The 24176-nt window shown below is 74.5% G+C and carries 8 protein-coding genes; all 8 read right to left on the minus strand.

Annotation, left to right across the window (positions count from 1 at the left end):
* Window positions 1-10: 10 nt before the first annotated feature.
* On the minus strand, window positions 11-6439 hold the full coding sequence (locus tag ACQPYD_RS26165; protein ID WP_433698136.1) for a type I polyketide synthase: 6429 nt from the start codon (window positions 6437-6439) through the stop codon (window positions 11-13).
* A 19-nt stretch (window positions 6440-6458) separates the two neighbouring features.
* Window positions 6459-9815 (minus strand): type I polyketide synthase, encoded by a 3357-nt coding sequence (locus ACQPYD_RS26170; protein WP_433698137.1) that lies wholly within the window; start codon window positions 9813-9815, stop codon window positions 6459-6461.
* Window positions 9802-17826, minus strand: a complete 8025-nt coding sequence (locus ACQPYD_RS26175) for an SDR family NAD(P)-dependent oxidoreductase (protein WP_433698139.1) — start codon at window positions 17824-17826, stop codon at window positions 9802-9804. Before ACQPYD_RS26175 ends, ACQPYD_RS26170 begins: the two co-directional genes overlap by 14 nt.
* A gap of 397 nt (window positions 17827-18223) precedes the next feature.
* Window positions 18224-19483 (minus strand): styrene monooxygenase/indole monooxygenase family protein, encoded by a 1260-nt coding sequence (locus tag ACQPYD_RS26180; RefSeq protein ID WP_433698140.1) that lies wholly within the window; start codon window positions 19481-19483, stop codon window positions 18224-18226.
* Between the two features lie 60 nt (window positions 19484-19543).
* A complete protein-coding gene (locus tag ACQPYD_RS26185; protein ID WP_330160917.1) occupies window positions 19544-20101 on the minus strand; it encodes a GTP-binding protein in 558 nt (185 codons plus the stop codon).
* Window positions 20102-20123: 22 nt separating this feature from the next.
* Window positions 20124-20483 carry a DUF742 domain-containing protein gene (locus ACQPYD_RS26190; RefSeq protein ID WP_082768466.1) on the minus strand — a complete coding sequence of 120 codons (360 nt, stop codon included), beginning with the start codon at window positions 20481-20483 and terminating at the stop codon, window positions 20124-20126.
* Window positions 20484-20529: 46 nt separating this feature from the next.
* On the minus strand, window positions 20530-20955 hold the full coding sequence (locus ACQPYD_RS26195; protein ID WP_267946182.1) for a roadblock/LC7 domain-containing protein: 426 nt from the start codon (window positions 20953-20955) through the stop codon (window positions 20530-20532).
* A gap of 103 nt (window positions 20956-21058) precedes the next feature.
* A complete protein-coding gene (locus tag ACQPYD_RS26200; protein ID WP_433698141.1) occupies window positions 21059-23494 on the minus strand; it encodes an ATP-binding protein in 2436 nt (811 codons plus the stop codon).
* Between the last annotated feature and the right edge of the window lie 682 nt (window positions 23495-24176).

Here is a 24176-nt window from a genome sequence, read left to right on the forward strand (position 1 = left end):
CTCCGGGCCGCTACAGGCCCCGGTCGGCGATCCAGGCGTCCACGGCCCGGGCCGTGTCGGCGCCGTGATCCTCCAGCATCGTGATGTGGTCGCCGCCCGCGTCGAGGGAGTCGTGCGGCAGGGGCCACTCGAAACGCCAGTCCCCGCCTCCGATGGGCGTTCCCGCTCCGTCCCGCATCTGCTCGCTCGGCCGCACCGCCAGGGTCGGCACCTTGGTGGGGACCGGGGCCCAGTCACGGCAGAGCTCGATGTAGCGCCCCATGGCGGTGACCCTGGTGTCGTCCATCAGCCCGAAGCGGGTCTCGCGTTCCAGGACGCCCGCCTGGATGATGGGGAGCGCCGTGGGCTCGTCGGGCATGGGGGTGTCCATCAGGACCAGGCCGACGGGCGCCCTGCCCTCGGCCTCCAGCCGCGTCGCGACACCGTGGGTCATCCACCCCCCGGAGGAGCGGCTGACCAGGACGTAGGGCTCGTCCTCCCCGACGGCGGCGCGCACGGCGAGCGCCTGGAGCTCCACGGCCGCTCCCAGCGTCTCCGGCAGGGGGTCTCCGGGGGTGAACCCCGGCTGGGGCAGCACCGTGACGTCGCGCCTGCCCTGGAGCGCGCCGGCGAAGCGCGCGTACTCCTGGGCGCCCGAGACCATGACCAGTGACGGCAGGCAGACCAGCCTGGGGCCCACCGGGCCCCGGGCCATGGTGACCGGCTTGGGCAGGGGTCCGAAGTCCTCCGGTCCGGTGAACACCGGGCGCATGCGGGAGGCCGACTGGACCAGGGCGATGCCGTCGGCGACGCGGCCCTGGCGGCATGCCTGGCGGAACAGGGGCACGACACCCTTGAGGGGGTCCTCCTCCACGGGGTCCGGGTCCGGCCCCGCCGCGGCCCCGGGCTCCGGCAGTGCCCCCGCCAGGTGGCGCGCGAGCTTGGAGGGGCTGGAGTGGGCCAGGACGACGGACGCGGCCAGGCGCAGGCCCGTGGCCTCACGCAGCTCGTTGCGCAGTTCCACAGCGGTGAGGGAGTCCATGCCCAGTTCGAGGAAGTCCTGTTCCGGGTCGATCCGGTCGCCCTCGGGACGGCCCAGCACGTCGGCGGTGCGGGCGCAGACCAGTTCCGTGAGGAGACCGACCCGCTCCTGTTCGCCGCCGGCCGCGAGCAGTGCGGGCAGCCCGGTGGCGGCGGCACGCCCGGCCGACGCGCGCCTGCGGGGCTGTCGGACCAGGCCGCGGAACAGGTGCGGCACCCGGCCGGTGCGGGCGGCGCGGGAGCGCAGGCCGGCGAGGTCCACGGGCAGCGGCACCAGGTACGGCTCCCCGGAGGCCAGCGCCGCGTCGAACAGGTCCAGGGCCTCTTCCCGCGTCAGGACGCGGGCCATGCCGAGCCGCCGGAGACGGGACACGTCCCCCTCGTCCAGGTGCCTGCCGGCGTCGCCCAGCTCCTCCCACAGCCCCCACGCGATCGACTGCCCCGGCAGGCCCAGGGACCTGCGGTACCGGGCCAGGCCGTCCAGGAGGGTGTTGGCGGCCGCGTAGTTGGACTGCCCGGGACTGCCCAGCACCCCGGCGGCGGAGGAGAAGAGCACGAAGGCGTCCAGGTCCAGGTGCGCGGTGAGCCGGTGCAGGTGCAGGGCGGCGTCGGCCTTGGGACGCAGGACCCGGTCGATGCTCTCCGCGGTCTGCGTGGTGAGGACGCCGTCGTCGATGCCGCCCGCCGCGTGCACCACCGCGCGCAGCGGCCGGTCGTCGGGCACCGCGCCGATGACGGCCGCCAGGGCTTCCGGGTCCGTGACGTCGCAGGCGACGAACTCGGCACGCGCGCCCAGCGCCGCCAGGTCGGCTGCGAGCGTCGTGGCCCCGGGCCCTTCGCCGCCCCGGCGGCTGAGCAGCAGGAGGTTGCCGACCCCGTGGTGCGCGGCGAGGTGGCGGGCCACGGCGGAGCCGAGCGCTCCGGTGGCTCCCGTGATCAGTACGGTGCCGCCGTCCGCGGCGATGCGGCGGACCCGCCCGTCCGGGCCGGCCTCCGCCAGCCGGGGCACCCGCGCGACCGTCCCGCGCAGGGCGGCCTGGGGCTCCCCTCCGGCCAGGACGCGGCCGAGGGTCCCGGCGGCGGCGTCGGAGCCGTCCACGTCGACGACGGTGAAGCGGTCGGGCTGCTCCGCCTGCGCGGCGCGGAGCATCCCCCACAGGGAGGCGTGGACGACGTCGGTCACGTCCTCGTCCGGGGTCGCGGCGACCGCGCCCCGGGTGACGAACACCAGGCGCCGGTCGGCCGTGTGGTCCGCGGCGAGCCACTCCTGGAGGAGCGCCAGTCCGCGGCCCAGGGCCGAGCGCGCCGCGTCGGCGGGTCCCGCGGCCTCCCCGGGCGCGCGGTCCCCGGGGGGCTCGTACCCGGGCGCCGGGGTGCGGCTGCCGCCCCCCTCCCCCGGAGTGATCCATTCCTGGAGGCGCGCGAGGCCGCGCCCCAGGGCCGTGTGCGACTCCGCGGGCCGTTCACGGGGCGGGGCCCCCTCCCCCGGCCGCGTCGCGGCCCGGCGCTCCCCGGGCACGCCGTCCGCGTCGCCGGGGCCCGGAGGGGAGAACACGGCCAGGACCGGGATGTGCGCGGGCAGGTCGCGGAGCCGGTCGATACCGGTGACGGGGTGGACCGCGACGCCCGCCCGGGCCAGGGCCCCGCCCACCCCGACGGGGTCGTCCCCCAGGACGGCGACGGCGGGGACCATCGCCGCGTCCGCGAGGTCGGCGGCGGGCCACTCCAGCGTGTACAGCTCCCGGCGGCGGGTGCGCCGCACGTCCTCCTCCACCTGCCCGACCGAGACGGGGCGCACCTCCAGGGCCTCCGCGGTGAGCACCGGGGCACCGGCGGGGTCGGTCATGACCAGGTCGTACTCGTTCGGGCCGATCCGGCCGGCGCGCACCCGCAGGGTGCGGGCCCCGGCGGCGTACAGCCTCACCCCGGTCCACTCGAACGGCAGGAAGACCTGTCCGGGGCCTCCGCCGCTCTCGCGCACCGCCAGGGCGACCGTGTGGAGCGCGGCGTCGAGCAGGGCGGGGTGGAGGCCATAGCCGGCCTCCTCCCCCCGGTGCTCGCCGGGCAGCTCCACCTCGGCCCAGACGTCGTCGCCGTCGCGCCAGGCCGAGCGCAGGCCCCGGAAGGCGGGCCCGTAGCCGTACCCGTCCCGGGCGAGGTCGTCGTAGAGGGAGGAGACGGGAAGCGGCTCCGCGGGCGGCGGCCAGGGCCCGGCGGCGGGGGTCGCGCCACCGGTCCTGGCGAGGGTTCCCTCCGCGTACAGCGCCCAGCCGTCGGGCTCGTCGGCGGGGCGGGCGTGGACGCGCACGGAGCGGCGGTCGTCCGCGTCGGCGGGCCCGACCTCGATCTGGACGCGGACGTCGGCGTCCCGTGTCAGGGCCAGCGGCGCGCGCAGCGTCAGTTCGGAGACGACCGGGTGCCCCACGTGCTCGGCGGCGTGCAGGACGAGGTCGAGGTGGGCCGCGCCGGGGAGGACGACGGTGTCGCCCACGGCGTGGTCGGCGAGCCAGGGGTGTTCGCGCAGGGACAGCTGGCCGGTGAACAGCGTGCCCCCCGTCCCCGGGAGGTCGAGGGCGGCCCCCAGCAGCGGATGGGTCGCGGGGTCGGCCCCGGAGCCGGACACGTCGGCCGCCCGGGCGGGCGCGAGCCAGTACCGCTCGTGCTGGAACGGGTAGGTGGGCAGGTCCACGGTGCGGGGGGCGTGCGGCGCGCAGGGGCGGGACCAGTCCACGGGGACGCCCCTGACGTACGCGCGGGCGAGCGCGGTGAGGAAGTCGTCGTGTCCGCCCTCCCCGCGACGCAGGGTGTGGAGGACGGCCGCGGTGTCGTCCCCGGCGGCCTCCACGGTCTGCTGAATGCCGTAGGTGGTGACGGGGTGGCTGCTGACCTCGACGAACGCGGTGAAACCGGCCCGGTGCAGGGCACGGACGCCGGGCTCGAAGAGCACGGTCCGGCGGAGGTTCTCGAACCAGTGGCGTGCGTCGAGGGAGGTCCCGTCGATCCGCTCGCCGGTGACGGTCGAGTACAGGGGCACGGCGGCGGCGCGGGGCCTGACCCCGGCGAGGGCGGCGAGCAGGTCGTCCCGCAGCGCCTCCACGTGGGGGGAGTGCCCGGCGACGTCCTCGTGGATGCGACGGGTCTTGACGCCCTCGACCTCGCAGGCCGCGACGAGTTCGGCGACCGGTCCCTTGTCCCCGGCCACGACGACGGTCGCGGGTCCGTTGACGACGGCGACGGAGACGCGCCCCTCCCACGGGCGGATGCGCTCGGCGGCCTCCTGCGCGGACAGTGCCAGCGTGGCCATGGCGCCCCTGCCCACCAGGCGCGTGAGGAGCCGGCTCCGGACGGCGACGATGAGGGCGGCGTCCTCCAGGGTGAGGGCTCCGGCCACGTGCGCGGCGGCGATCTCGCCCTGCGAGTGGCCGATCACCGCGGAGGGGCGCAGGCCGTGGGAGCGCCACAGGCCGGCGAGCGCGACCATGACGGCGAACAGCACCGGCTGGACGACGTCGACGCGCTCCAGCGACGGCGCCCCGGGCTCGTCCCGCAGGACGGAGGTGAGCGACCAGTCCAGGTGGGGGGCGAACGCCTTCTCGCACGCCTCGATGCTCTCGGCGAACTCGGGGACGGTGTCCATGAGCGGTACGGCCATGCCGATCCACTGCGATCCCTGGCCGGGGAAGACGAGGGCGGTCCTGGCCCGCTCCCCTGCGCGGCCGCGCACGAGGTGCTCGGAGTCCTCTCCCGCGGCGAGGGCCCGCAGCCCCTCGCGGAAGCCGTTGCCGTCCCGGGCGACGACCACCGCCCGGTCGGGCAGGTCCGCCCGCGCCGTGGCGAGGGTGTGGCCGACGTCCGCGGCGCGGAGCCCGGGGTGGGCGTCGAGGTGGGCGCCCAGCCGCTCCGCCTGGGCGGCGAGGGCGGCGCCGCCGCGCGCGGAGAGCGGCCAGGGCAGGGCGGAGCCGGCCGGGGCGGCGTCCCGGGGGCGTCCGGGGACGGCCTCCGGCTCCGGCGCCGGCGCCTCCTCCAGGATGACGTGGGCGTTGGTACCGCTCATGCCGAACGCGGACACGGCGGCCCGCCGGGGCCGGTCCTCGCGGCGCGGCCACCGCACGGCGCTCCGCAGGGGGACGACCGTCCCCGCCGACCAGTCGACGCGCGGGGTGGGCTCGTCCAGGTGCAGGGACCGGGGCAGGGTCTCGTTGCCCAGGGCGAGCACCATCTTGATCACGCCGGAGATGCCCGCCGCGGCGACCGTGTGGCCGATGTTGGACTTCAGGGAACCCAGGAGGAGGGGGTCGCGCGCGGTACGGGCACTGCCGTAGGTGCTGATGAGGGCCTCGGCCTCGATGGGGTCCCCCAGCGCCGTCCCCGTTCCGTGCGCCTCGACGGCGTCCACCTGGTCGGGGGTGATTCCGGAGACCTCCAGCGCGCGCCGGATGACCCTGCGCTGGGCGCTTCCGTTGGGGGCGGTGAGTCCGCTGCTCGCGCCGTCCTGGTTGACGGCCAGGCCGCGGACGAGCGCGAGGACGGGGTGGTTCCGGCGCCGCGCCTCCGAGAGGCGCTCCACCAGCAGCACGCCGCAGCCCTCGCTCCACCCGGTGCCGTCGGCCGCGGCGTCGAAGGCCTTGCTGCGGCCGTCGGGCGACAGCGCCCTCTGGCCGCTGAGACCGGCGAAGAGGGAGGGGTCGGTGACGACGCTGACGCCGCCGACGAGGGCACGGTCGCACTCGCCCCGGCGCAGGGCGGAGACCGCGATGTCGAGCGCGGTCAGCGAGGACGAGCAGGCTGTGTCCACGCTCACCGCGGGACCTTCCAGCCCCAGGGCGTAGGCGATCCGGCCGGACGCGACGCTGGCCGCGGTCCCGGTGATCAGGTGCCCCTCGCTGCCGTCGGCGGCGTCCACGGCGCGCGGCCCGTAGGCGGCGGCGACCACCCCCGCGAACACGCCGGTCCGGGTGCCCCTCAGCGTCGAGGGGTCGATCCCGGCGCGCTCGACCGCCTCCCACGAGCACTCCAGGAGGAGTCGCTGCTGGGGGTCCATGGCGAGCGCCTCCTTCGGCGAGATGCCGAAGAACGCCGCGTCGAAGCCCGCCGGGTCGTCCAGGAACGAGGCCCTGCGCGTGTAGCTCCTGCCCGGCTGGTCGGGGTCGTCGTCGAAGAGGTCGCGCAGGTCCCAGTCCCGGTCGCCGGGGAAGTCCGAGGCGGTGTCGCGCTCGGACACCAGCAGTTCCCACAGGTCTTCCGGGGTGGTGACCCCGCCCGGGTAGCGGCAGCTCATCGAGACGATGGCGATCGGTTCGGACGCGGCCAGGGAGAGGGCCCTGTTCTGCTCCCGCAGGCGCTCGTTGTCCTTGACGGAGGCTCGCAGCGCCTCGACGACCCTCGCGTCGGTCCGTCGTCCGTCGGCTGGGTTGTTCATCATGTCCCTTGCTCGCTTGTCAGGCCTGGTCGTACACCATGCGGACGAGGTCGTCGACGTCCATGGAGTCCACGTTCGCCCCCGGTGGGGGCGTCTGCCCCTCTCCGGGGGGACCGGCCCGGCCGGGGTCGCCGTCCCCGTCGGGCGTGCCGTCCCCGCCGAGGGCGAGAAGGGCGTCGAGCAGGCCGGCGGAGCGCAGCCGTTCCAGCGGTACCCGGGCGAGGGCGGCTCGGACCCGCTCGGCGTCGGCGTCGGACCCGGGGGCCGCGCCACCGGCCCCGAGGGCGTCACCGAGGTGGCGGGCGAGCGCCGAGGGGTTGGGGTGGTCGAAGACGGCGGAGGAGGAGACCTCCAGGCCCGTCCGGTCGCCGAGCCGCGTGGCGAGGCGGACGGCCCCGAGGGAGTCCAGACCGATCTCCAGGAACCCGCCGTCGGCGGAGACGTCGCGCGGGGTCGTGTGGCCGAGGATGGCCGCGGCCTCCTCGCGCACCAGCTCCAGGATCGCCTCGACACGCTCCTCGCCCCCGAGTGCGGCGAGGTGGAGTCGCGGGAGGGGGTCGCCCTCGCGCTCCGCGGCGGGGGCCCCGCCGGAGCCGACCTCCACCAGGACGCGGCCCCCGTGCGGCGGGTTCATCCAGTAGCGCTCGCGCTGGAAGGGGTAGGTGGGCAGCGCGGCCGTACCGGTGCCGGGCGGCAGGAGTCCGTCCCAGTCGACGTGGACGCCCCGGACGTGCAGGGCCGCCAGCGCCTCGGTCAGCTCGTGCGACTCGGTCCTGGGCCCGCCGATCAGGGCGGTCGCCCTCGCTCCCGGGTCGCCCGCCAGGCAGGACTCCACCATGGAGGTGAGCGTCCCGCTCGGTCCCACCTCGACGAACTCCGTCACCCCGGTCGCGCGCAGGTACGCCACGCCGTCGGCGAAGCGGACCGTGTCGCGCACATGCCGCACCCAGTAGTCCGGGTGGAGGACCTCGGGGCCGGCGTGGGTCCCGGTCACGTTGGAGACCAGGGACAGGACAGGCCTGTGGTAGGTCACCTTCTCGGCCGCGCGGGCGAACTCGTCCAGCACGGGGTCCATCAGCGACGAGTGGAAGGCCCGCGTGACCTTCAGCCGCTTGACCGCGCGCCCGCTCTCGGCGAAGCGGCGGCAGAAGCGCTCCACGGCGTCCTCCTCCCCCGACAGGACGACGCCGTCGGGCGAGTTGACGGCGGCGACGGAGAGGGGTTCCCCGGAGGCGGCGAGCGCGGCGCGCACCTCCTCCTCCCCTGCCTGGACCGCGGCCATGGCCCCGCCGGAGGGCAGCCCCTGCATGAGGCCGCCGCGCGCGGCCACGAGGAGGGCCGCGTCGTCCAGCGTGAACACCCCAGCCGCGTGCGCGGCGGAGATCTCGCCGATGGAGTGGCCGATGACGTGGTCGGGGTCCAGGCCGAGGGAGGAGAGCAGGCGGAAGAGGGCGACCTCGACGGCGAAGACCCCGGCCTGGGTGTAGAGGGTCTGGTCGAGCAGCGCGGCTTCCGCGCTGCCCTCCTCGGCCCACATGACCGAGTACAGGGGCCTGGGCAGGTAGTGGTCGAGCGCCGCGGCGGCCTCGTCCAGGGCTCCGGCGAAGACGGGGTGGGTGTCGTACAGGTCCCGTCCCATGCCCGTGCGCTGTGATCCCTGCCCGGAGAAGACGAAGGCGGTGGATCCGCTCGCGAGCGCCCGCGCCCGGACCACGCGACTGTCCGGGCGGCCCTCGGCCAGGGCCGTCAGGGCCTCGGAGAGCCCTTGCGTGTCGGAGGCCAGCACGACGGCCCGCTCGGCGAGGCGCGCGCGGGTCACCGCCAGGGAGCGGGCGACGGCGCCCGGCCCGGATGCGCTGCCGCCGGACGCGTCCAGTGCCGGCACGAGGCGTCCGGCCGCGTCGGCGAGCGCCCCCTGCGTGTGCGCGGACAGCACGAAGGGCAGGGGCCCCCGGTGCTCGGGCGCGGGGGCGCCTCCCGGCTCCGGGGCGGGCACGGCGGGCGCCTCTTCCAGGATGACGTGCCCGTTCGTCCCGCTGATGCCGAACGAGGACACCGCGACGCGGGCCGGGCGGTCCGACGGGGGGAGGGGGGTCCGCCGGGTGGCGAGGCGCACGGCCGTGTCGTCCCAGTCCACGTGCGGCGAGGGCGTCTCCGCGTGGAGGGTCGGGGCGATCTCTCGGTGCAGGAGGGAGCAGACGGCCTTGACCACGCCGCTCACCCCTGCGGCGGCCTGGGTGTGGCCGATGTTGGACTTGAGCGAGCCCAGCAGGAGGGGCGTGCTCCGCCCGCTCCCGTAGGCGCTGATGAGGGCCTGCGCCTCGATGGGGTCGCCGAGGGCGGTCCCGGTGCCGTGCGCCTCGACGGCGTCGACCTCCCCGGGGGCGATCCCGGCGTCGTGGAGGGCGGCGCGGATCACGCGGACCTGGGACGGGCCGTTGGGGGCCGTGAGGCCGTTGGAGGCGCCGTCCTGGTTGACGGCGCTCCCCCGGACCAGGGCGAGGACCGGGTGCCCGTGCCGCCGGGCGTCCGACAGACGCTCCAGCACCAGCACCCCCACGCCCTCGGCGAAGCCGGTGCCGTCGGCGTCGGCGCCGAAGGCACGGCACCTGCCGTCCCCGGACAGGCCCTGCTTGCGGGTGAACTCGGCGAGAACGCCGGGGCTGCCCATCACCGTGGCCCCACCGACCAGGGCGAGGGTGCAGTCCCCCTCGCGCAGCGCGCGCGCCGCCAGGTGCAGCGACACCAGGGAGGAGGAGCAGGCGGTGTCCACGGTGATGGCCGGGCCCTCCAGGCCCAGTGCGTAGGCGATCCGCCCGGAGGCGACGCTGGGCATGGTCCCGGTGAGCAGGTGCCCCTCCTCCGGCGCCTGGGCCAGCGGGGGGCCGTACTCGGAGGGCATCATCCCCACGTACACCCCGGTGGGGGTCCCCGCCAGGGAGGAGGGGTCGATCGCGGCGCGCTCCAGGGCCTCCCAGGAGACCTCCAGGAGGAGGCGCTGCTGGGGGTCCATCGCGGCGGCCTCCTTCGGGGAGACCCCGAAGAACGACGCGTCGAAGTCTGCGGCGCCCTCGAGGAACCCGCCCTCCGTCATCGCGGACAGCGGCGCGGCGCCGTCGGTGCCGAGGACCGCGTCCAGGTCCCACCCCCGGTCGTCGGGGAAGGGCCCCACGGCGTCCCCCCCGCGCAGCACGAGGTCCCACAGGTCCTCCGGCGAGGAGACCCCTCCGGGAAGCCTGCACCCCATGCCGACGATGGCGACGGGATCGGCGCGCCTGTCCAGGTCGTGCACCCGCCCCCGCAGCCGCTCGTTCTCCTTGAGGGCGGACCTCAGGGCGGCGACGAGCTGGGTTTCCTGGTCGTTAGCGGTGGTCATCAGCCGCCTCCTGTCCGGTGTCGGGACCCGTGGCTCCCTCGCTCATCGCGAGGCGCAGCAGGTCCTGGACGTCCATGTCGTCGATGCGCTTCTTCTGTGTGCTTCCGGGGGCCGGCCCGCCGGTGTCGGCGGCCGGGTCGTCGGCCGGGGTCTCGGGAAAGAGCAGCCCCTTCATGAGCTGGGCCAGGGCCCGGGGTGTGGGGTGGTCGAACACGGCCGTGGCGGGCAGCAGCAGGCCGGAGGCCGCCCGGAGGCGGTTGCGGAGCTCGACCCCGGTCAGGGAGTCCAGTCCGAGTTCGCTGAAGGGCTGGTCGGCGGGCACGTCGGCGGTGTCCTCCGCGCGCCCGAGGACGACGGCCGTGTGTTCGCGCACCTCGCCCAGCAGGAGCCTCTCCCGTTCGGAGGCGGACAGCTCGGAGAGCCGTTCCACCGACAGGGGCGGCTGTCGCTCCTCGGCGACCGCCGGAGCGCCGTCCGGCCCCGCGGTCGCGCCGGCGAGCTCCCGGAGGACCGGCTGCGCGTCGCCGGGAACCGGGGCGAGCAGCGCGGGGGCGACCACCGCGTGCCCCAGGTAGAGGGCTGCGTCCATCTTGGCCAGGGCGCGGTCGGCGGGCATCGGCAGGAGGCCGCCGCGGCCCAGGGCCGCCAGGGCCCCGTCGTCCAGGTGCCCGGTCATCCCGCTGGCCGGGCCCCACAGGCCCCAGGCCAGAGAGGTCGCGGGAAGCCCGTGTTCGTGCCTGTGGTGGGCGAGGGCGTCGCAGAACGCGTTGGCCGCCGCGTAGTTGGCCTGTCCGGGGGAGCCGAGGGTGCCCGTCACCGAGGAGAAGAGGACGAACGAGTCCAGGTCCAGATCGGCGGTGAGCTCGTGCAGGTTCCACGCGGCGTCGACCTTCGGCCTCAGGACCGCCTCCATGCGCTCGTGGTCCAGGGAGAGCACGGTCGCGTCGTCGAGCACCCCGGCCGTGTGGACGACGGAGCTCAGCGGGCGGTCGGCGGTCACGCGGGAGAGGAGGCGGGACAGCGCCTCCCGGTCGGCGGTGTCGCAGGCGTGCACCTCCACGTGCGCTCCCAGGGAGCGCAGCTCGTCGGTCCTGGCGTCCTGCCCGTCGGCGGCGGCGCCGCGTCGGCTGACGAGTGCCAGGTTGCGCACCCCGTACCCGGAGACCAGGTGCCGGGCCACGAGGTGGCCGAGCGTGCCGGTGCCGCCGGTGACCAGGACGGTGCCCTCGGGGCGGAACGGCGCGGCCACCGTGAGGACGGCCTTGCCGACGCCGTCGTCGAGCCGCAGGGCCCGGAAGGCCTCGCCGATGTCGCGGAGCGCGTGCGCGGTGACGGGGAGCGGTCGGAGGACCCCGGAGGCGAAGAGCTCCATGACGCGTCCCAGGATCTGCCCGACCCGTTCCGGCGCCACCTCGGACAGCCGCGTCACGGAGTAGCCGCGCCCGGGGTGGGCGGCCGCGACCTCGTCCACGTCCCGGACGTCGGTCCCTCCCGTGTCCACGAATCGGCCGCCCGCCCCCGAACCGGCGCCCGGCCCGTTCAGCAGGCGCAGCGAGGCGTCGACGGCCTCGCCGTGGACCGGGCCCAGGACCACGTCCATGCCCCTGCCCTTGTTGGCGGCCCGCAGGGAGGTCTCGAACTCGGTCGTCCGGGAGGGGGCCAGGTGCTCCCTCTCGACGCCGAGGCGTTCCAGGACGGGCCAGGTACGGGGGTGGGCCGTCGCGAACACGCGGGCGCCCATGTGGCGTGCGAGCTGGACCGCGGCCAGGCCGGTACCCCGGGCGGCCTCGTGGACCAGGACGCTCTCACCGGGGCGGACGGCGGCGAGGTCGACGAGGGCGTGGTAGGCGGTCAGGTGGGCGACCGGCACTGCCGCGGCCTCCTCCGGCGTCCAGCCGTCGGGGACGCGGACGAGCCTGCGCCGGTCTGCGACGGCGGTCGGCCCGAAGGCCCCGCTGAACACCCCCGCCACCCGGTCGCCCGGTTTCAGGTCCGTGACCCCTGTCCCGGTCTCCATGACCGTGCCCGCGCCCTCGACCCCCGGGCCGAGCGGGTCGTCCACGCGGCCGAGGGCCGCCTCGGCGTCCCGTACGTCCGCGCCCGCGGCGCGGACCGCGATCCTCACCCCGTGCTCGTCGAGCGGCGCGGCCGCCTCGGGCGCGGGCACGGGGGCGGTGTCGTCCGCCGCGCCGCCCCCCGGCGCGCCCATCCGCCAGAGCGGACCGGGCGGGACGGGGACCCCGTCGTCGGAGGCGGGCGCCAGGCGCGGGACCAGGACCCGGCCCGCCCGGAGCGCGAGCTGGGGTTCGCCGAGTCCGGCGACGCCGGTGAGGGCTCGGTGGGAGGCTTCGGAGCCGTCGGAGTCCACGACCACGAGCCGGTCCGGGTGCTCCCGCTGGACGGAGCGCAGCAGGCCCCAGGCCGGGGAGGCCGCCAGTCCGCTGAGGCGGTCGTCCGGTCCCGTCACGACCGCGCGCCAGGTGACCAGGACCAGGCGGGAGCGGGCGGTGCGCTCGTCCGAGAGCCAGGTGCGGACGGAGTCCAGAGCCGAGCGCAGCCCGGCCCGGACGGCGTCCGGGAGGGAGCCGTGGTCGGCGTAGACCGCCCGGGCCGGCAGCTCCGCGTAGACCACGTCGGGGACGGGGGCGTCGGTGAGCAGGTCCTTCAGCGCGGTGAGCCCGGTGGGGACCTCGGGGGCCGGGGCGTTTCCCTCGGCCGCCCGCCAGTGGAGCCGGTACAGGTCCGGCTCCTCCCCGGGGGCCGGCGGAAGGGACGCGGCCTCGATGGGGCGCAGGGAGAGTTCCTCCACGGTGAGCACGGCGTCGCCCCGTGCGTCGAAGGCGAGGAGGCGGTGGCGGTCGGAGCCGAGGGGTTCCAGCCGCACCCGCAGCTCGGAGGGGGCGGCCCCGCGCCGGGCGAGCCGGACGCCGCTCCAGGCGAAGGGGACCAGGGGGGCGCCCCCCTCCTCCGGGCCGAACAGCAGCACGGCGTGCAGCGCCGAGTCCAGGAGGGCCGGGTGCGGGCCCTCGAAGGAGCCCCGCGCCCCCTCCGGCAGGGCGACCTCCGCGAGCAGGGCGCCGTCGCCGCGGCGCCGTGCCCCGCGCAGCCCGCGGAACACCGGGCCGTAGGAGTAGCCGCGCCGCGCGAGGCGCGGGTAGTCGGCGGCCGGGTCGAAGTCGAGCGGGTGGGCCCCCGCGGTGGACCAGGGGGCGGGTACCGGCACGTCCGCGGAGGGCTCCAGCAGGCCCGAGGCGTGCCTGGTCCATTCGCCGCCGTCGGCCCTGGAGTGGATGCCCACCGTGCGGCGCCCCGCCTTGTCGCGCCGCCCCACCGCCACCTGCACCTCGAGGGGTGCGTCACGCGTGACGACCAGGGGGGCTTCCAGGGTCAGGTCGGCGACGGCCGGGCTCCCGGTGCGCGCGCCCGCGTGCAGGGCCAGTTCGACCATCGCCGTCCCGGGCAGGACCACACGGCCCAGCAGGCGGTGGTCGTCCGTCCACGGCGGGGAGTCGGCGCCGATACGGCCGGAGAAGACCGTGCCGCCGTCCACCAGGTCCAGGCCCTCGTCGCCGAGCAGGCCGGCGGCCGGCGCCCTCTTCCCGGGGGCCGGGGCGGAGGGCTCCGCCCAGTGCCTGCGCCTGCGGAAGGGGAGGTCGGGGAGGCGGACGGGGGCGCCCTCGTCGGAGACGCCCTCCAGGACGAGGTGGGCGTTGGTGCCGCTGATCCCGAAGGAGGACACCGCCGCGCGCCGGGGGCGGCCGGTGTCGGGCCAGGGCTCGTTCTCGGTGAGCAGGCGCACCCCGCTGCCGTCCCAGTCCACGCGCGGCGTGGGGTCGTCGGCGTGCAGGGTGCGGGGCAGGTGTCCGTGGCGCAGCGCCTGCACGGCCTTGATGACCCCGGCGACGCCCGCGGCGGCCTGTGCGTGCCCGATGTTCGACTTGAGGGAGCCCAGGCGCAGCGGCTGCGCGCCGGCGTCGCGCCCCCGGCCGTAGACGGAGATCAGCGCGTGGGCCTCGATCGGGTCCCCCAGGCGGGTGCCGGTCCCGTGGGCCTCGACGGCGTCGACCTCGTGCGGCTCCAGGCCGGCGGTCGACAGGGCCTGTCGGATCACGCGCTCCTGGGCCCGGGGGTTGGGCGCGGTGAGGCCGTTGCTGGCCCCGTCGGAGTTGACCGCGCTGCCGCGGAGCAGGGCCAGGACGGGCCGCCCGGCCCGCCTGGCCCGGGAGGCGCGCTCCAGGAGGATCATCCCGGCCCCCTCCGCCCACGCGGTCCCGTCGGCCTCCGCTCCGAAGGCCCGGCACCTCCCGTCGGCGGAGAGCCCGCGCTGGGCGGAGAACTCCAGGAACATCCCGGGAGAGGACATCACGGTGACGCCCCCGGCGAGCGCCATCCCGCACTCGCCGCGGCGGATCGCCTCCGCCGCCTGGTGGAGGGCGACCAGGGAGGAGGAGCAGGCGGTGTCGATGGTCAGGGCCGGGCCGGCGAGCCCGAGGACGTAGGCCACGCGGCCCGAGGCCACGCTCAGGGTGGAGCCGGTGAGGCGGTATCCGCCGTCGCCCTCCCTGGCGGGGTCGGCCAGCCGGGGGCCGTAGTCGCCGGGCATCGCGCCGACGAACACGCCGACCTGCTCCCCGCGCATGTCGTCGGTGGACAGCCCCGCGCGGTGGATCGCCTCCCAGGAGGTCTCCAGGAGGAGCCTCTGCTGGGGGTCCATCGCGTCGGCCTCGCGGGGGGAGATCCCGAAGAAGTCCGCGTCGAACATGTCGGCGTCGTACAGGAACCCGCCCCTGCGGGTGTAGGTGCGGCCGGGGGTCCCGGGTTCGGGGTCGTAGAGGGCGTCGAGGTCCCAGAAGCGGTTGTCGGGGAAGTCTCCCGTCGCGTCCACGCCCTCCTGCACCAGCCGCCACAGCGCCTCCGGGGAGGACGCGCCGCCGGGCAGGCGGCAGGCCATGGCGGTGATGGCGATCGGGTCGTCCTCCACCTCCGCGGCCGGGGGCGCCGCGGCGGGCGGCGGAGCGGGCGCAGCGGCGGGGGCCTCCCCCGGCACGGCGACCTCGTCGGAGCCCAGTTCGCCGGCGAGGAACCCCGCCAGTTCGGTCGGCGTGGGCACCTCGAACAGGACGGTGTCCTCCAGGCGGACCCCGGTCGCCTCTTCCAGTTCGTCGCCCAGTTCGAGCGTCATGATGGAGTCGAATCCGAGGTCGCGGAAGGCCCGGTCCTCGTCGCCCGGGTCGAGGCCGTCCCGTTCGAGGACGCGTGCCGTGCGTTCGAGCACCAGGTCCAGGACGGACGCCGCCCGGGCCGCGGCCTCCTCTCCCGCCCCGGTGTCCGCCGGGGCCCCGGTCCGCCCGGTCCGGGCGGGCCGGAGCGCGGCGAGCTCCCCGGGCCAGAAGCGCTCGCGCTGGAACTGGTAGGTGGGCAGGTCGATCCGTCGCGCTCCGGTGCCCTTGAAGAGCGCCGGCCAGTCGACGTCCACGCCCGCCGTGAACGCCTGGGCGGCGGCGGTGAGCAGCTGGGCCTGGTCCCCCGCGCCCTTGCGCAGGGTCTCCAGCACGCGCCCGGACACCCCGGCCCGCTCCAGCGCCCCCCGCACCCCGTGGGCCAGGACAGGGTGCGGACCGACCTCGACGAAGACGCGGTGCCCGTCCGCCACCAGCGCCTCCACCGCGTCGGAGAAGAGGACCGGGTTGCGCAGGGCCGAGTACCAGTAGCCGGCGTTCAGGGGTGTCCTGCCGAGCTCGGCGCCGGTGAGCGTCGAGTAGAGGGGGATGCGCGGTTTCTTCCAGCGCACCCTGTCCAGCGACGAGCCGACCTCGGAGCGGATGCGGTCCACATGCGGCGAGTGCGAAGCGTAGTCGACGTCCACCAGCCCGCCGTGGAGTCCGTGGTCCACGCACCGCTCCACCGCTTCCCTGACCGAGGCCGGGGCGCCGGAGACCACCACCGACCGGGGGCCGTTGACCGCGGCCAGGTGGAGGTCGGGAAGCTCGCGGACGAGTTCCTCCGCCTCCTCGCGGGTCAGGCCGAGGGAGGCCATGCCGCCGGTTCCGGCGAGGGCGGTCAGCGCGCGGCTGCGCACGGCGACGACACGGGCGGCCTCCTGCAGGGTGAGCGCCCCGGCCACGTACGCGGCGGCCAGCTCCCCCTGGGAGTGCCCGACCACCGCGGAGGGGCGGACGCCCAGCGTCTCCCAGACCCGGGCCAGGGAGACCATGACCGCCCACAGGGCGGGTTGGACGGTGTCCGCGCCGGCCTGCGGGCCGGTCAGCGGAGGGGCCGAGGGCTCACCGCGCAGGACGGCGGTGAGCGACCATTCCACGTAGGGGTCGAGGGCCTGTTCGCACTCGCGGATCCCTTCGGCGAACGCGGCGCCCAGGACCCCCTCGTCGTCGAGCAGGTCCCGGCCCATCCCCAGCCACTGCCCGCCCTGTCCGGGGAAGACCAGTACGGGGCCGGGGCCCGCGGCGGTGGGCGGGCCCTCGGGCCGTATCGACTCCAGTTCGCGGGTGCCGTCGTCGCCCGCGGCGAACACCACGGCCCGGTGCTCGAACACGTCCCGGGTCGTGGCCAGCGACAGTCCGACGTCGACGGGCCTGAACCCGGGGTTGGCGGACACGTACGAGTGCAGGGTCGACGCCTGGGCCCGCAGCGCCTCCTCCGAGCGCGCGGACAGCACCCACGGGACGGGGTTGGGCGCGGAGGCGGTGACGGGTTCGGCGCCGGTGCGGTCGCTGAGGGGCGCGGGCCCCAGGACCAGGTGGCAGTTGGTCCCGCCCATGCCGAAGGAGGAGACGCCCGCGAGGGGGGCGTGGGTGGGCCAGGGCTCGCGCCGGGTCTGCACGGCGAGCCCGAGCCCCTCCAGGTCGATGTCGGGGTGGGGGCTGGTGTGGTTCAGGCTGGGGGGGATCTGCTGGTGGTCCAGGCTCAGCACCGCCTTGACCAGTCCGACGATCCCGGCCGCGCCCTCCAGGTGGCCGACGTTGGTCTTGGCCGACCCGACCCGCAGCGGTTCGTCGCGGCCGGCCGAGAAGACCTCTCCCAGCGCGGCGGCCTCGACGGGGTCTCCCACGGGGGTGCCCGTCCCGTGCAGTTCCACGTAGGCGACCTGGTCCGGCCGCTTGCCCGCGTCCTCGTAGGCGGCACGGACGACGGCTGCCTGCCCCTCGACGGTGGGCCTGGTCAGGAACTCGTCGCCGCCGGAGTGGTTGACGGCGCCCCCGTGGATCACGGCGTGCACCCGGTCCCCGTCGGCCAGGGCGCGGCCGAGGGGCTTGAGGACGACCACGGCTCCGCCCTCGCCCCGTACGTAGCCGTCGGCCGCGGCGTCGAAGGTGTGGCTGCGGGCTGTCGGCGAGAGCCCTCCGAAGCGGGCGACGCCCCGGGTGCTCTCCGGGACGAGGATGAGGTTGACCCCGCCGGCGAGTGCCATGTCCGACTCGCCCCGGCGCAGGCTCTCCACGGCGAGGTGCACTCCGACCAGGGAGGAGGACTGCGCCGAGTCCACGGTCAGGCTGGGTCCGCGTACGCCGAGGGCGTGCGAGAGCCGGTTGGCGATCATGCCGCGGTGGGTGCCGGTGAGGGTGTGGTGGGTGATCGCGTCGGGTCCGCCGCGGTCCTGGAGGAGCGCGTAGTCGGAGTTGATCGCGCCGACGAAGACGCCGACGCGGGTGCCGCGCAGCGTCCGCGGCGCCCTCTGGGCGCTCTCGACCGCCTCCCAGCCCAGTTCGAGGACGAGGCGCTGCTGGGGGTCCATCGCGAGTGCTTCCCGGGGGGAGATCCCGAAGAAGGCGGCGTCGAACCACTCCGCGTCGTGGAGGTATCCCCCCCAGGCGGGACCGCGTGCCGGAGAGCCCTCGCCGAGGCGTTCGGGGGGGCTGCAGATCGCTTCGCGGCCGTCGCTCAGGAGGCGCCAGAAGGCATCGGCGCTGCTCGCGCCCGGCAGCCGGCAGGCGAGGCCCACGACCGCGACGGGTTCCCACGAGTTCCGGTCTCCGCCTGTCCTGCTGCTCACGATCGTTGCCTTTCGCTCTCACAAGTGACGGTTTCCGCCCAGGTACCGGCTTCGTCCTCGTGCGCTGCGATCGACACGTCACGTCCGTGCATCTGCACGAGCCCGTGATGCCGGGCAGGGTCGTGGACCGTTCCGGCGACAGGATGTTCCCGCAGTCCAGACTGCTGCGCAAGCCCTGAGGAACCGCGCTCACAGACAGTCAATTGGGATTAACAGGCACCAATCCGAAAGAGCGTAACGCTTACTCACAACCCCTGACAACGACTAAGAACGTTTCGGTCTTGAGATTCGGACAAGCATTTCTGTGGCTTATCCGACAGATACGAAGCGGGGAAAGACGAACCGCCCGGCGCCCCAGAGGACGCCGGGCGGTCGCGGACTCGCGAGCCTGGGGACGTCATCCGCCGTGCTTGGCCTGGACATCGCGGACGTACTGGGTCGCGGCCTCCGGGTTGAACAGCCAGTTCTTGAAGTCGGACGGGTTGTCCCACCCCTGGATCCACCGGTCGCCGACCTCGGGGTACTGGGCGGCCGCCCCCAGGACCAATCCCAGGTGCTCCGGCAGTTCCCTTTCCCAGAGAGTGGAGGCGAACTCCGCCCAAACCTGGTTGTCCTGACCGAATTCCCAGAAACGGTCAAAGGCCGAAACCAGGAAATCATCATCGAATGGCTTGTCACCGTGCTCGATGATGGCCTCCAGGTAGGCCTGGGCACATCTGGTGGAGTTGTTCCAGCTCTGCCCCGTGTACGGGTCCATGGTGACGACCACGTCGGCCATGCCCAGAACACTGCCGCCGGAGGGCAGCTTGCCCACCGGGTTGCGCACCTGCGGCGTCAGCTCCTCCACGAGGGTGCTCCTGCCGTCGACGAGCTTCGCGTCCTTGACCCGCTCGAAGGTGTGGGGAGCGTACTTGCGCATCAGGTCCTTCATCCGGCGCAGCTGCTCCTCCTGCCCCGGCCGGTCCGGCCACGCGTCCATCGGGCCGCCCTTGCGGTCGACGAGCAGCAGGTTGTGGCAGGGTCCCTCCTGGGCCAGCATCGGGATGAGCATCAGGTTGCCCGCGCCCTCCGCGGTGACGACCCAGCCGATGTTCTCGTCGGTCTCGTCGGAGTCGGGCCACACGTCGTAGATGTGGGCCTGCGCGATGGACCTCAGCCTGGCACCGCTGAAGCGGCTCTCGTCGTAGTCGAAGAGCTGGCCCAGCTCCCCGTGGCCGACCGCGACGATGATCAGGTCGAACATCCTCGAGAAGTAGTCGAGGTCCGTGACGGTGACGCCGTGGATGACGACCTTGCCGCCCCGGTCCTCGAAGAACTCGAGCCAGTCGGCCATCTTGATGCGACGGTCGATCGAGACGGAGTACCCGTTGCCGGGGTGGGAGGACCCCTGGAGGACGGCGGCCGGGCTGTCCTTCTCGTAGACGAAGAGCTTCTGCCGCCGGATCTGCGGGGCGAGAGCGCTCCAGAAGTCGAGGTCGAACTTGCGTTCGTACTCCAGGGCGGTCGGATAGGTGAACTGGGCGACCGAGCAGCTGCCGGTCCTGATCTCCAGCGAGGACTGCCCCGTGATCACCGTGACGTCGTAGCCATGGGTCTGGAGACCGTGAGCCAGGTGCAGGCCGGCGTGACCCGCGCCGACGATAAGGATCTTGCGCATGTTCGCTAACTTTCCTGGGGAATCTACGGGGCCGTGGGGAGGCCGTGGCCTCCCCACCCGTCAGGCGACGGGCTCGCTGGTGCGGTTGTGCTCCAACGCGTACCGGAGCAGTGTCTTGAGCACGTCGCCCCCGGAGAGGCGGTTGCGGGCGTCGAAGTCGATGATCGGCACCTCGGGACTGACCTCCAGGGCCTCGCGGACCTGCTCGGAGGTGTAGTCGAGGTGGCCCTCGAACTTGTTCAGCGCCACGATGTAGGGGATGCGCTTGTTCGTCTCGAAGTAGTCGACGGCGTCGAAGGAGTCCGCGAGCCTTCGGCAGTCGACCACGACGACGGCGCCCACGGCGCCGCGGACGAGGTCGTCCCACATGAACCAGAACCGGGCCTGGCCCGGCGTCCCGAACATGTACATGACCAGCTCGTCGTCGATGGTGATGCGGCCGAAGTCCATCGCGACGGTGGTGGTCGTCTTGTCGGGGGTGACCGAGGTGTCGTCGTGTCCGACGCTCGCCTCGGTCATGATCGCCTCTGTCGTGACCGGGGGAATCTCCGACACCGAGCGCACCAAGGTCGTCTTGCCGGCGCCGAAGCCACCGGCGATGACGATCTTGCTCGACATCTTCTTGCGATTCGACCGCTTGTCACTGGAAAAGTCGTTCGAGACCACGAAGAGCCCTCTCCAGAACCTGGTTTTCCGATGGACTGCTGCCGGTGATGGTCGGGTGGATGTACACGAGGTCCTGCTCGGCCAGGTCGCTGACCAGTACCTGCGTGACGCCCAGGGGGATGTTCAGCTCGGCCGACACCTCGGCGAGCGACCGGGTCTCCCGGCACAGCTTGTAGATGTTGATCGACTCCGGCATGAGGGTGCCAGGAGGTTCCTGCCCGGGCTCGGACGTCGAGACCAGGGTCTGCACCATCAGCGGATGCCGTGACCGCGTCCGCCCACCGGTGAAGGTGAACGGGCGGACACGGTTACTCCTTCGCCTGCGGAAGCTCATAGCCGCAGCAACCTCATTCCTGCCGAACCGTCACGGGTCACCCTCGTCAGTTCTGGATGACTTCGCGCAGCTGCGAGCGCAGCTGCGGCGTGAGAACGTGGGCCACGTTCTCGACCAGCTTGGCCATCTGGAAGCCGACGAGCTTGAGTTCCGTGCCGGGGGCGGTGAGGACCGCCATGCAGGAACCGTCGCTGATGGCCATGATGAAGAGGTGGCCGTGGTTGAAGCGCACGAGCAGCTGCTCGCACTCACCGCGCTGGAACAGTTGGGCTCCACCGACCGCGAGGCTGTGCAGACCGCTGGCGATGGCCGCGAGCTGCTCGGCGTGCTCCTCGGGGAAGTCACTGGAGTGGGTCAGGACCAGGCCGTCGGACGAGACCACCACGGCGTGCTCGACGCCCCGCACGTCCCGGACGAACCGGTCGATGAGCCACGAGAAGTTCTCCACGCTGTCGTTCACGGATTCAGTCATCGTTGTGTCCTACCTGCCTCGGCCGAGTATCGGGTTCGCTGTGTACGGAGGGTGTGCGTGCACACCGGGGAGTGCTCCTGTGAGCCCCTGGGGAACGGTGGCGTCACTTGTCGTCGCCCTCGATCTCCTCGCCCTCCAGGGCGGCGCGCTCCCCTTCGAGGAAGTCGCCGAGCTCGTCGCGGATCTGCGCGGCCCTGGCCTCCCCCGTCAGCTTGGGCGGGGTGTCGGCGCGCCCCTTGGGGGGTTCCGTGACCGTCCCGGGACGCGGCATCCTCCGCAGGGGCGAGCCGTGCGGGGTGGCGCTGCGCCGGGGCAGTCCGGCCGCGGTGACCGAGGAGGCCGCGCCCTCCTTGGGAGCGGGCGCGGGGGTCCCGTTCGCACCGGTGCCCGGGATGGGCCGGGGTGCCGCCGGGGCGACGGGGGCCGCGGGGGCCTTGACCGTCGGGATCGTGGACGTGCGCCCCTGTCCGGGCGTGCGGGGGGTGGCCACGCGCAGCAGCTCCTTGGGGATGATCGCGTAGGCGCTCACCCCGCGGAAGGACCGGGATTCGAGTCTCGTCTCCAGTCCGTGCTTGATCGCGATCCGGCTCGCGACGTAGAGGCCCATGTGGCGGGGCACCTCGTCGTCGAGGACCGGCTGGCCGCCCAGGCGGGCGTTGAGCTCGGCCAGCTGGTTCTCGGGGATGCCCACGCCCTCGTCCTCGACGACGATCATGAGGCGGCCGTCGTCCATCTCCTGGCCGCTGATCACGACCTGGGAGTGCTCGGGCGAGTTGGCGGTGGCGTTGTCCAGCAGCTCGGCGAGGAGGTGGCTGATGTCGTCGGCCGCCATACCGGTGATGGAGGTCTGCGGGAGCTTGCCCAGGCGGACCCTGGGGTAGTCCTTGATCTCGGACGTGGCCGCGCGGGCGACGTCGAGCAGGGGGACGATCTCGTCGTGGGCGTCGGACTCGCCGCCGTCGTGTCCGGTGAGCACCAGGAGGTTCTCCCCGTTGCGCCGCATCCGGGTCGCGAAGTTGTCGATCTGGAAGAGCTTGTCGAGCAGGTCGGGGTCCTGGGCGTCGGTCTCCAGTTCCTCGACCATCTCCAGCAGCGCGTCCACGAGCGAGAGGTCGCGCATCGCCAGGCCGGCGAGCGCCTCGTTGAGGAGGGTGCCCTGCTTGCCGCGCAGTGCGGCGATCTCCTCGACGAGCGCGGCCCGCTCGGGGAGGTCGCTGGGGACCTCCGGCTCCGCCGGGGCCCGCTCCTCCTCGGGGGCGGCGGCCGTGCCGGGCTCGGGGGCCTCGACCGGGGCGGCCGGGGCCCCGGTGACGGCCTTGGGCTCGGGCTCGGCGGCGACCGCGGGGGCGGGCGCGGCCTCCTCCACGGCCCTGGCCCGCTCGGCCGCCCTGTCCTCCCGCACCTCCTCGGCGGTGGTGCGCCCGGCGTGCTCGGCCAGCAGCGCGCCGGCCGACTCGGTGGTGATCACCTGCGGCTGCTGCCCGGCGGCGAGCACGATGACGTGCTGGACGGGCTGGCCGTAGGGGTTGTACTGCCCCGGGTAGAAGACCGGCTGGCCGTGGAGCACGTAGCCGGGCGGCTGGAAGGGCACCGGGTAGGGGCTCGGGTAGGCGACCACGGGCTGCTGCGGGTACGGCGCCGGGTAGGGCGCGTGCTGCGGCGGCATGGGCTGGCCCTGCGGCGGTGCGTAGGCGCCGTACTGCGGGGGCGGCGGGGGCGCGTAGGCGTCCTGCCGGTGCGCCGGGTAGCCGGCGGGGGCCTGCGGGTGGGGCTGGTACTGCTCGTGCCCGGAGTAGCGCGGCTCGTAGGGGTTGCCGTACTGGCCGCCCCGGGGGGCCTCGCCCTGGTACTGGCCGGCCTGCGGGGCCGGGCCCTGGTGGCGTCCGTCGCCCTGGTAGGGAGCCGCGTACCGGCCGTCGGGGTGCTGCGGGGCCTGGATCCGGTCGCCCGGGTACTGCTGGCCCGCGCGCGTCGCGTCGCCGTACCGCTGCTCGGAGTAGCGCTCCTGGGCAGGCGGCTCGTGCGAGGTGCTCGGCTGCTGGTAGGGGGACGGCGCAGGGGCCTCGGGGCGCTCCGGCTGCGGGGCCTGGGGCCGCTCCGCCCGGGGCTCGCCCGAACCGGCGGAGGGCTGCTGGGGCCGGTCGGCGGGCCGCTGCCACGCCTCCTGGCCCTGCTGAGCCGCCTGGGGGGCTCCCGTGCGGGGCTCGGGCCACCTGGTCTCGGAGGCGGGGACCTCCTGGCGCTGGGGCTCGGGGGCCGGTGTGTGCGTCGCAGGGGCCTCGGGCCGCTCTGCGCGCTCTGGCGAGGAGGAGGTGTCGGTCATGGTGTCCGTCGTGGCGGGGATGTGCGGGCTGCGCGGTTCGGGCTCGTCGAGCCCGACGCCGCGCCACTGCGTGATCGGGGTGGCGCCGGTGTCGACGTCGTCGACGTTGCTCACCCGCCGGCTCGTGTAGGGGTTGGGAGCGCTCGCCCTGGATGCGGGGCGGTATCCGTTCTCGGCCGATCCCGAGAAGGGCCCGGTGGCGGCGGTGTCTGTCACGGGCGGGAGGGTGTCGCCGCCGGACTCCGACGTCTCCTTGGCTGCGGGAGCGGCGCCGGCAGTGTGCTGGCCGCCTTCCCGGTCCGACGTGCGGCCGGGGGTCTGCGAGTGCGGATGCACGGGATGATGCACGGGATTTCCTTGCTCGGTCTCCGGTGACGGCGGTTCCTGGACCCTGACCATCCGGGAGATGGCCCTGCGGAACCTTCCTTCTCGTTTGGCTCCTTGCCCGTCCTCCGTCGACATCATCGGTCCGTCCCCGCCGGAGCGGGGGCCGGAGCTGTCTCGCGGTGACGGCGCCTCTGCCACAATCTCGTCTCCTCGAATCAGGTGGGCGGATCGGCGGCGGCCCCGCACCACCGCCCCTGACCTGGGAGGTGGCCGCGTCGGAGGCCGAGAGGGCGCACCCGTGGCAGCCGGGTGCCCCCTGCACCGGAGGAACGCCTGGACGAGGGCGGAGCACCCCCGTGCGCGCGGGGACCAGACGGGTGCTGACGCCCAATCCGGCCACAAGTATGCATGCCCCGCACAATTCCTGTACTTCCACCGAGAACCGTCGTTCGGTTCGTCAGACTAACAAAGGTCTCGCGGCTTGGCAGACGAATCGGGGAAGCATCGGAAAGGCGGCAGGACGGACGCTCCTGACGTGCGAGAACGCCGCACATCGTACGCCAGATCACTT

It is taken from the genome of Nocardiopsis sp. CA-288880, from assembly GCF_050955985.1.
Classification (GTDB): Bacteria; Actinomycetota; Actinomycetes; order Streptosporangiales; family Streptosporangiaceae; genus Nocardiopsis; species Nocardiopsis tropica.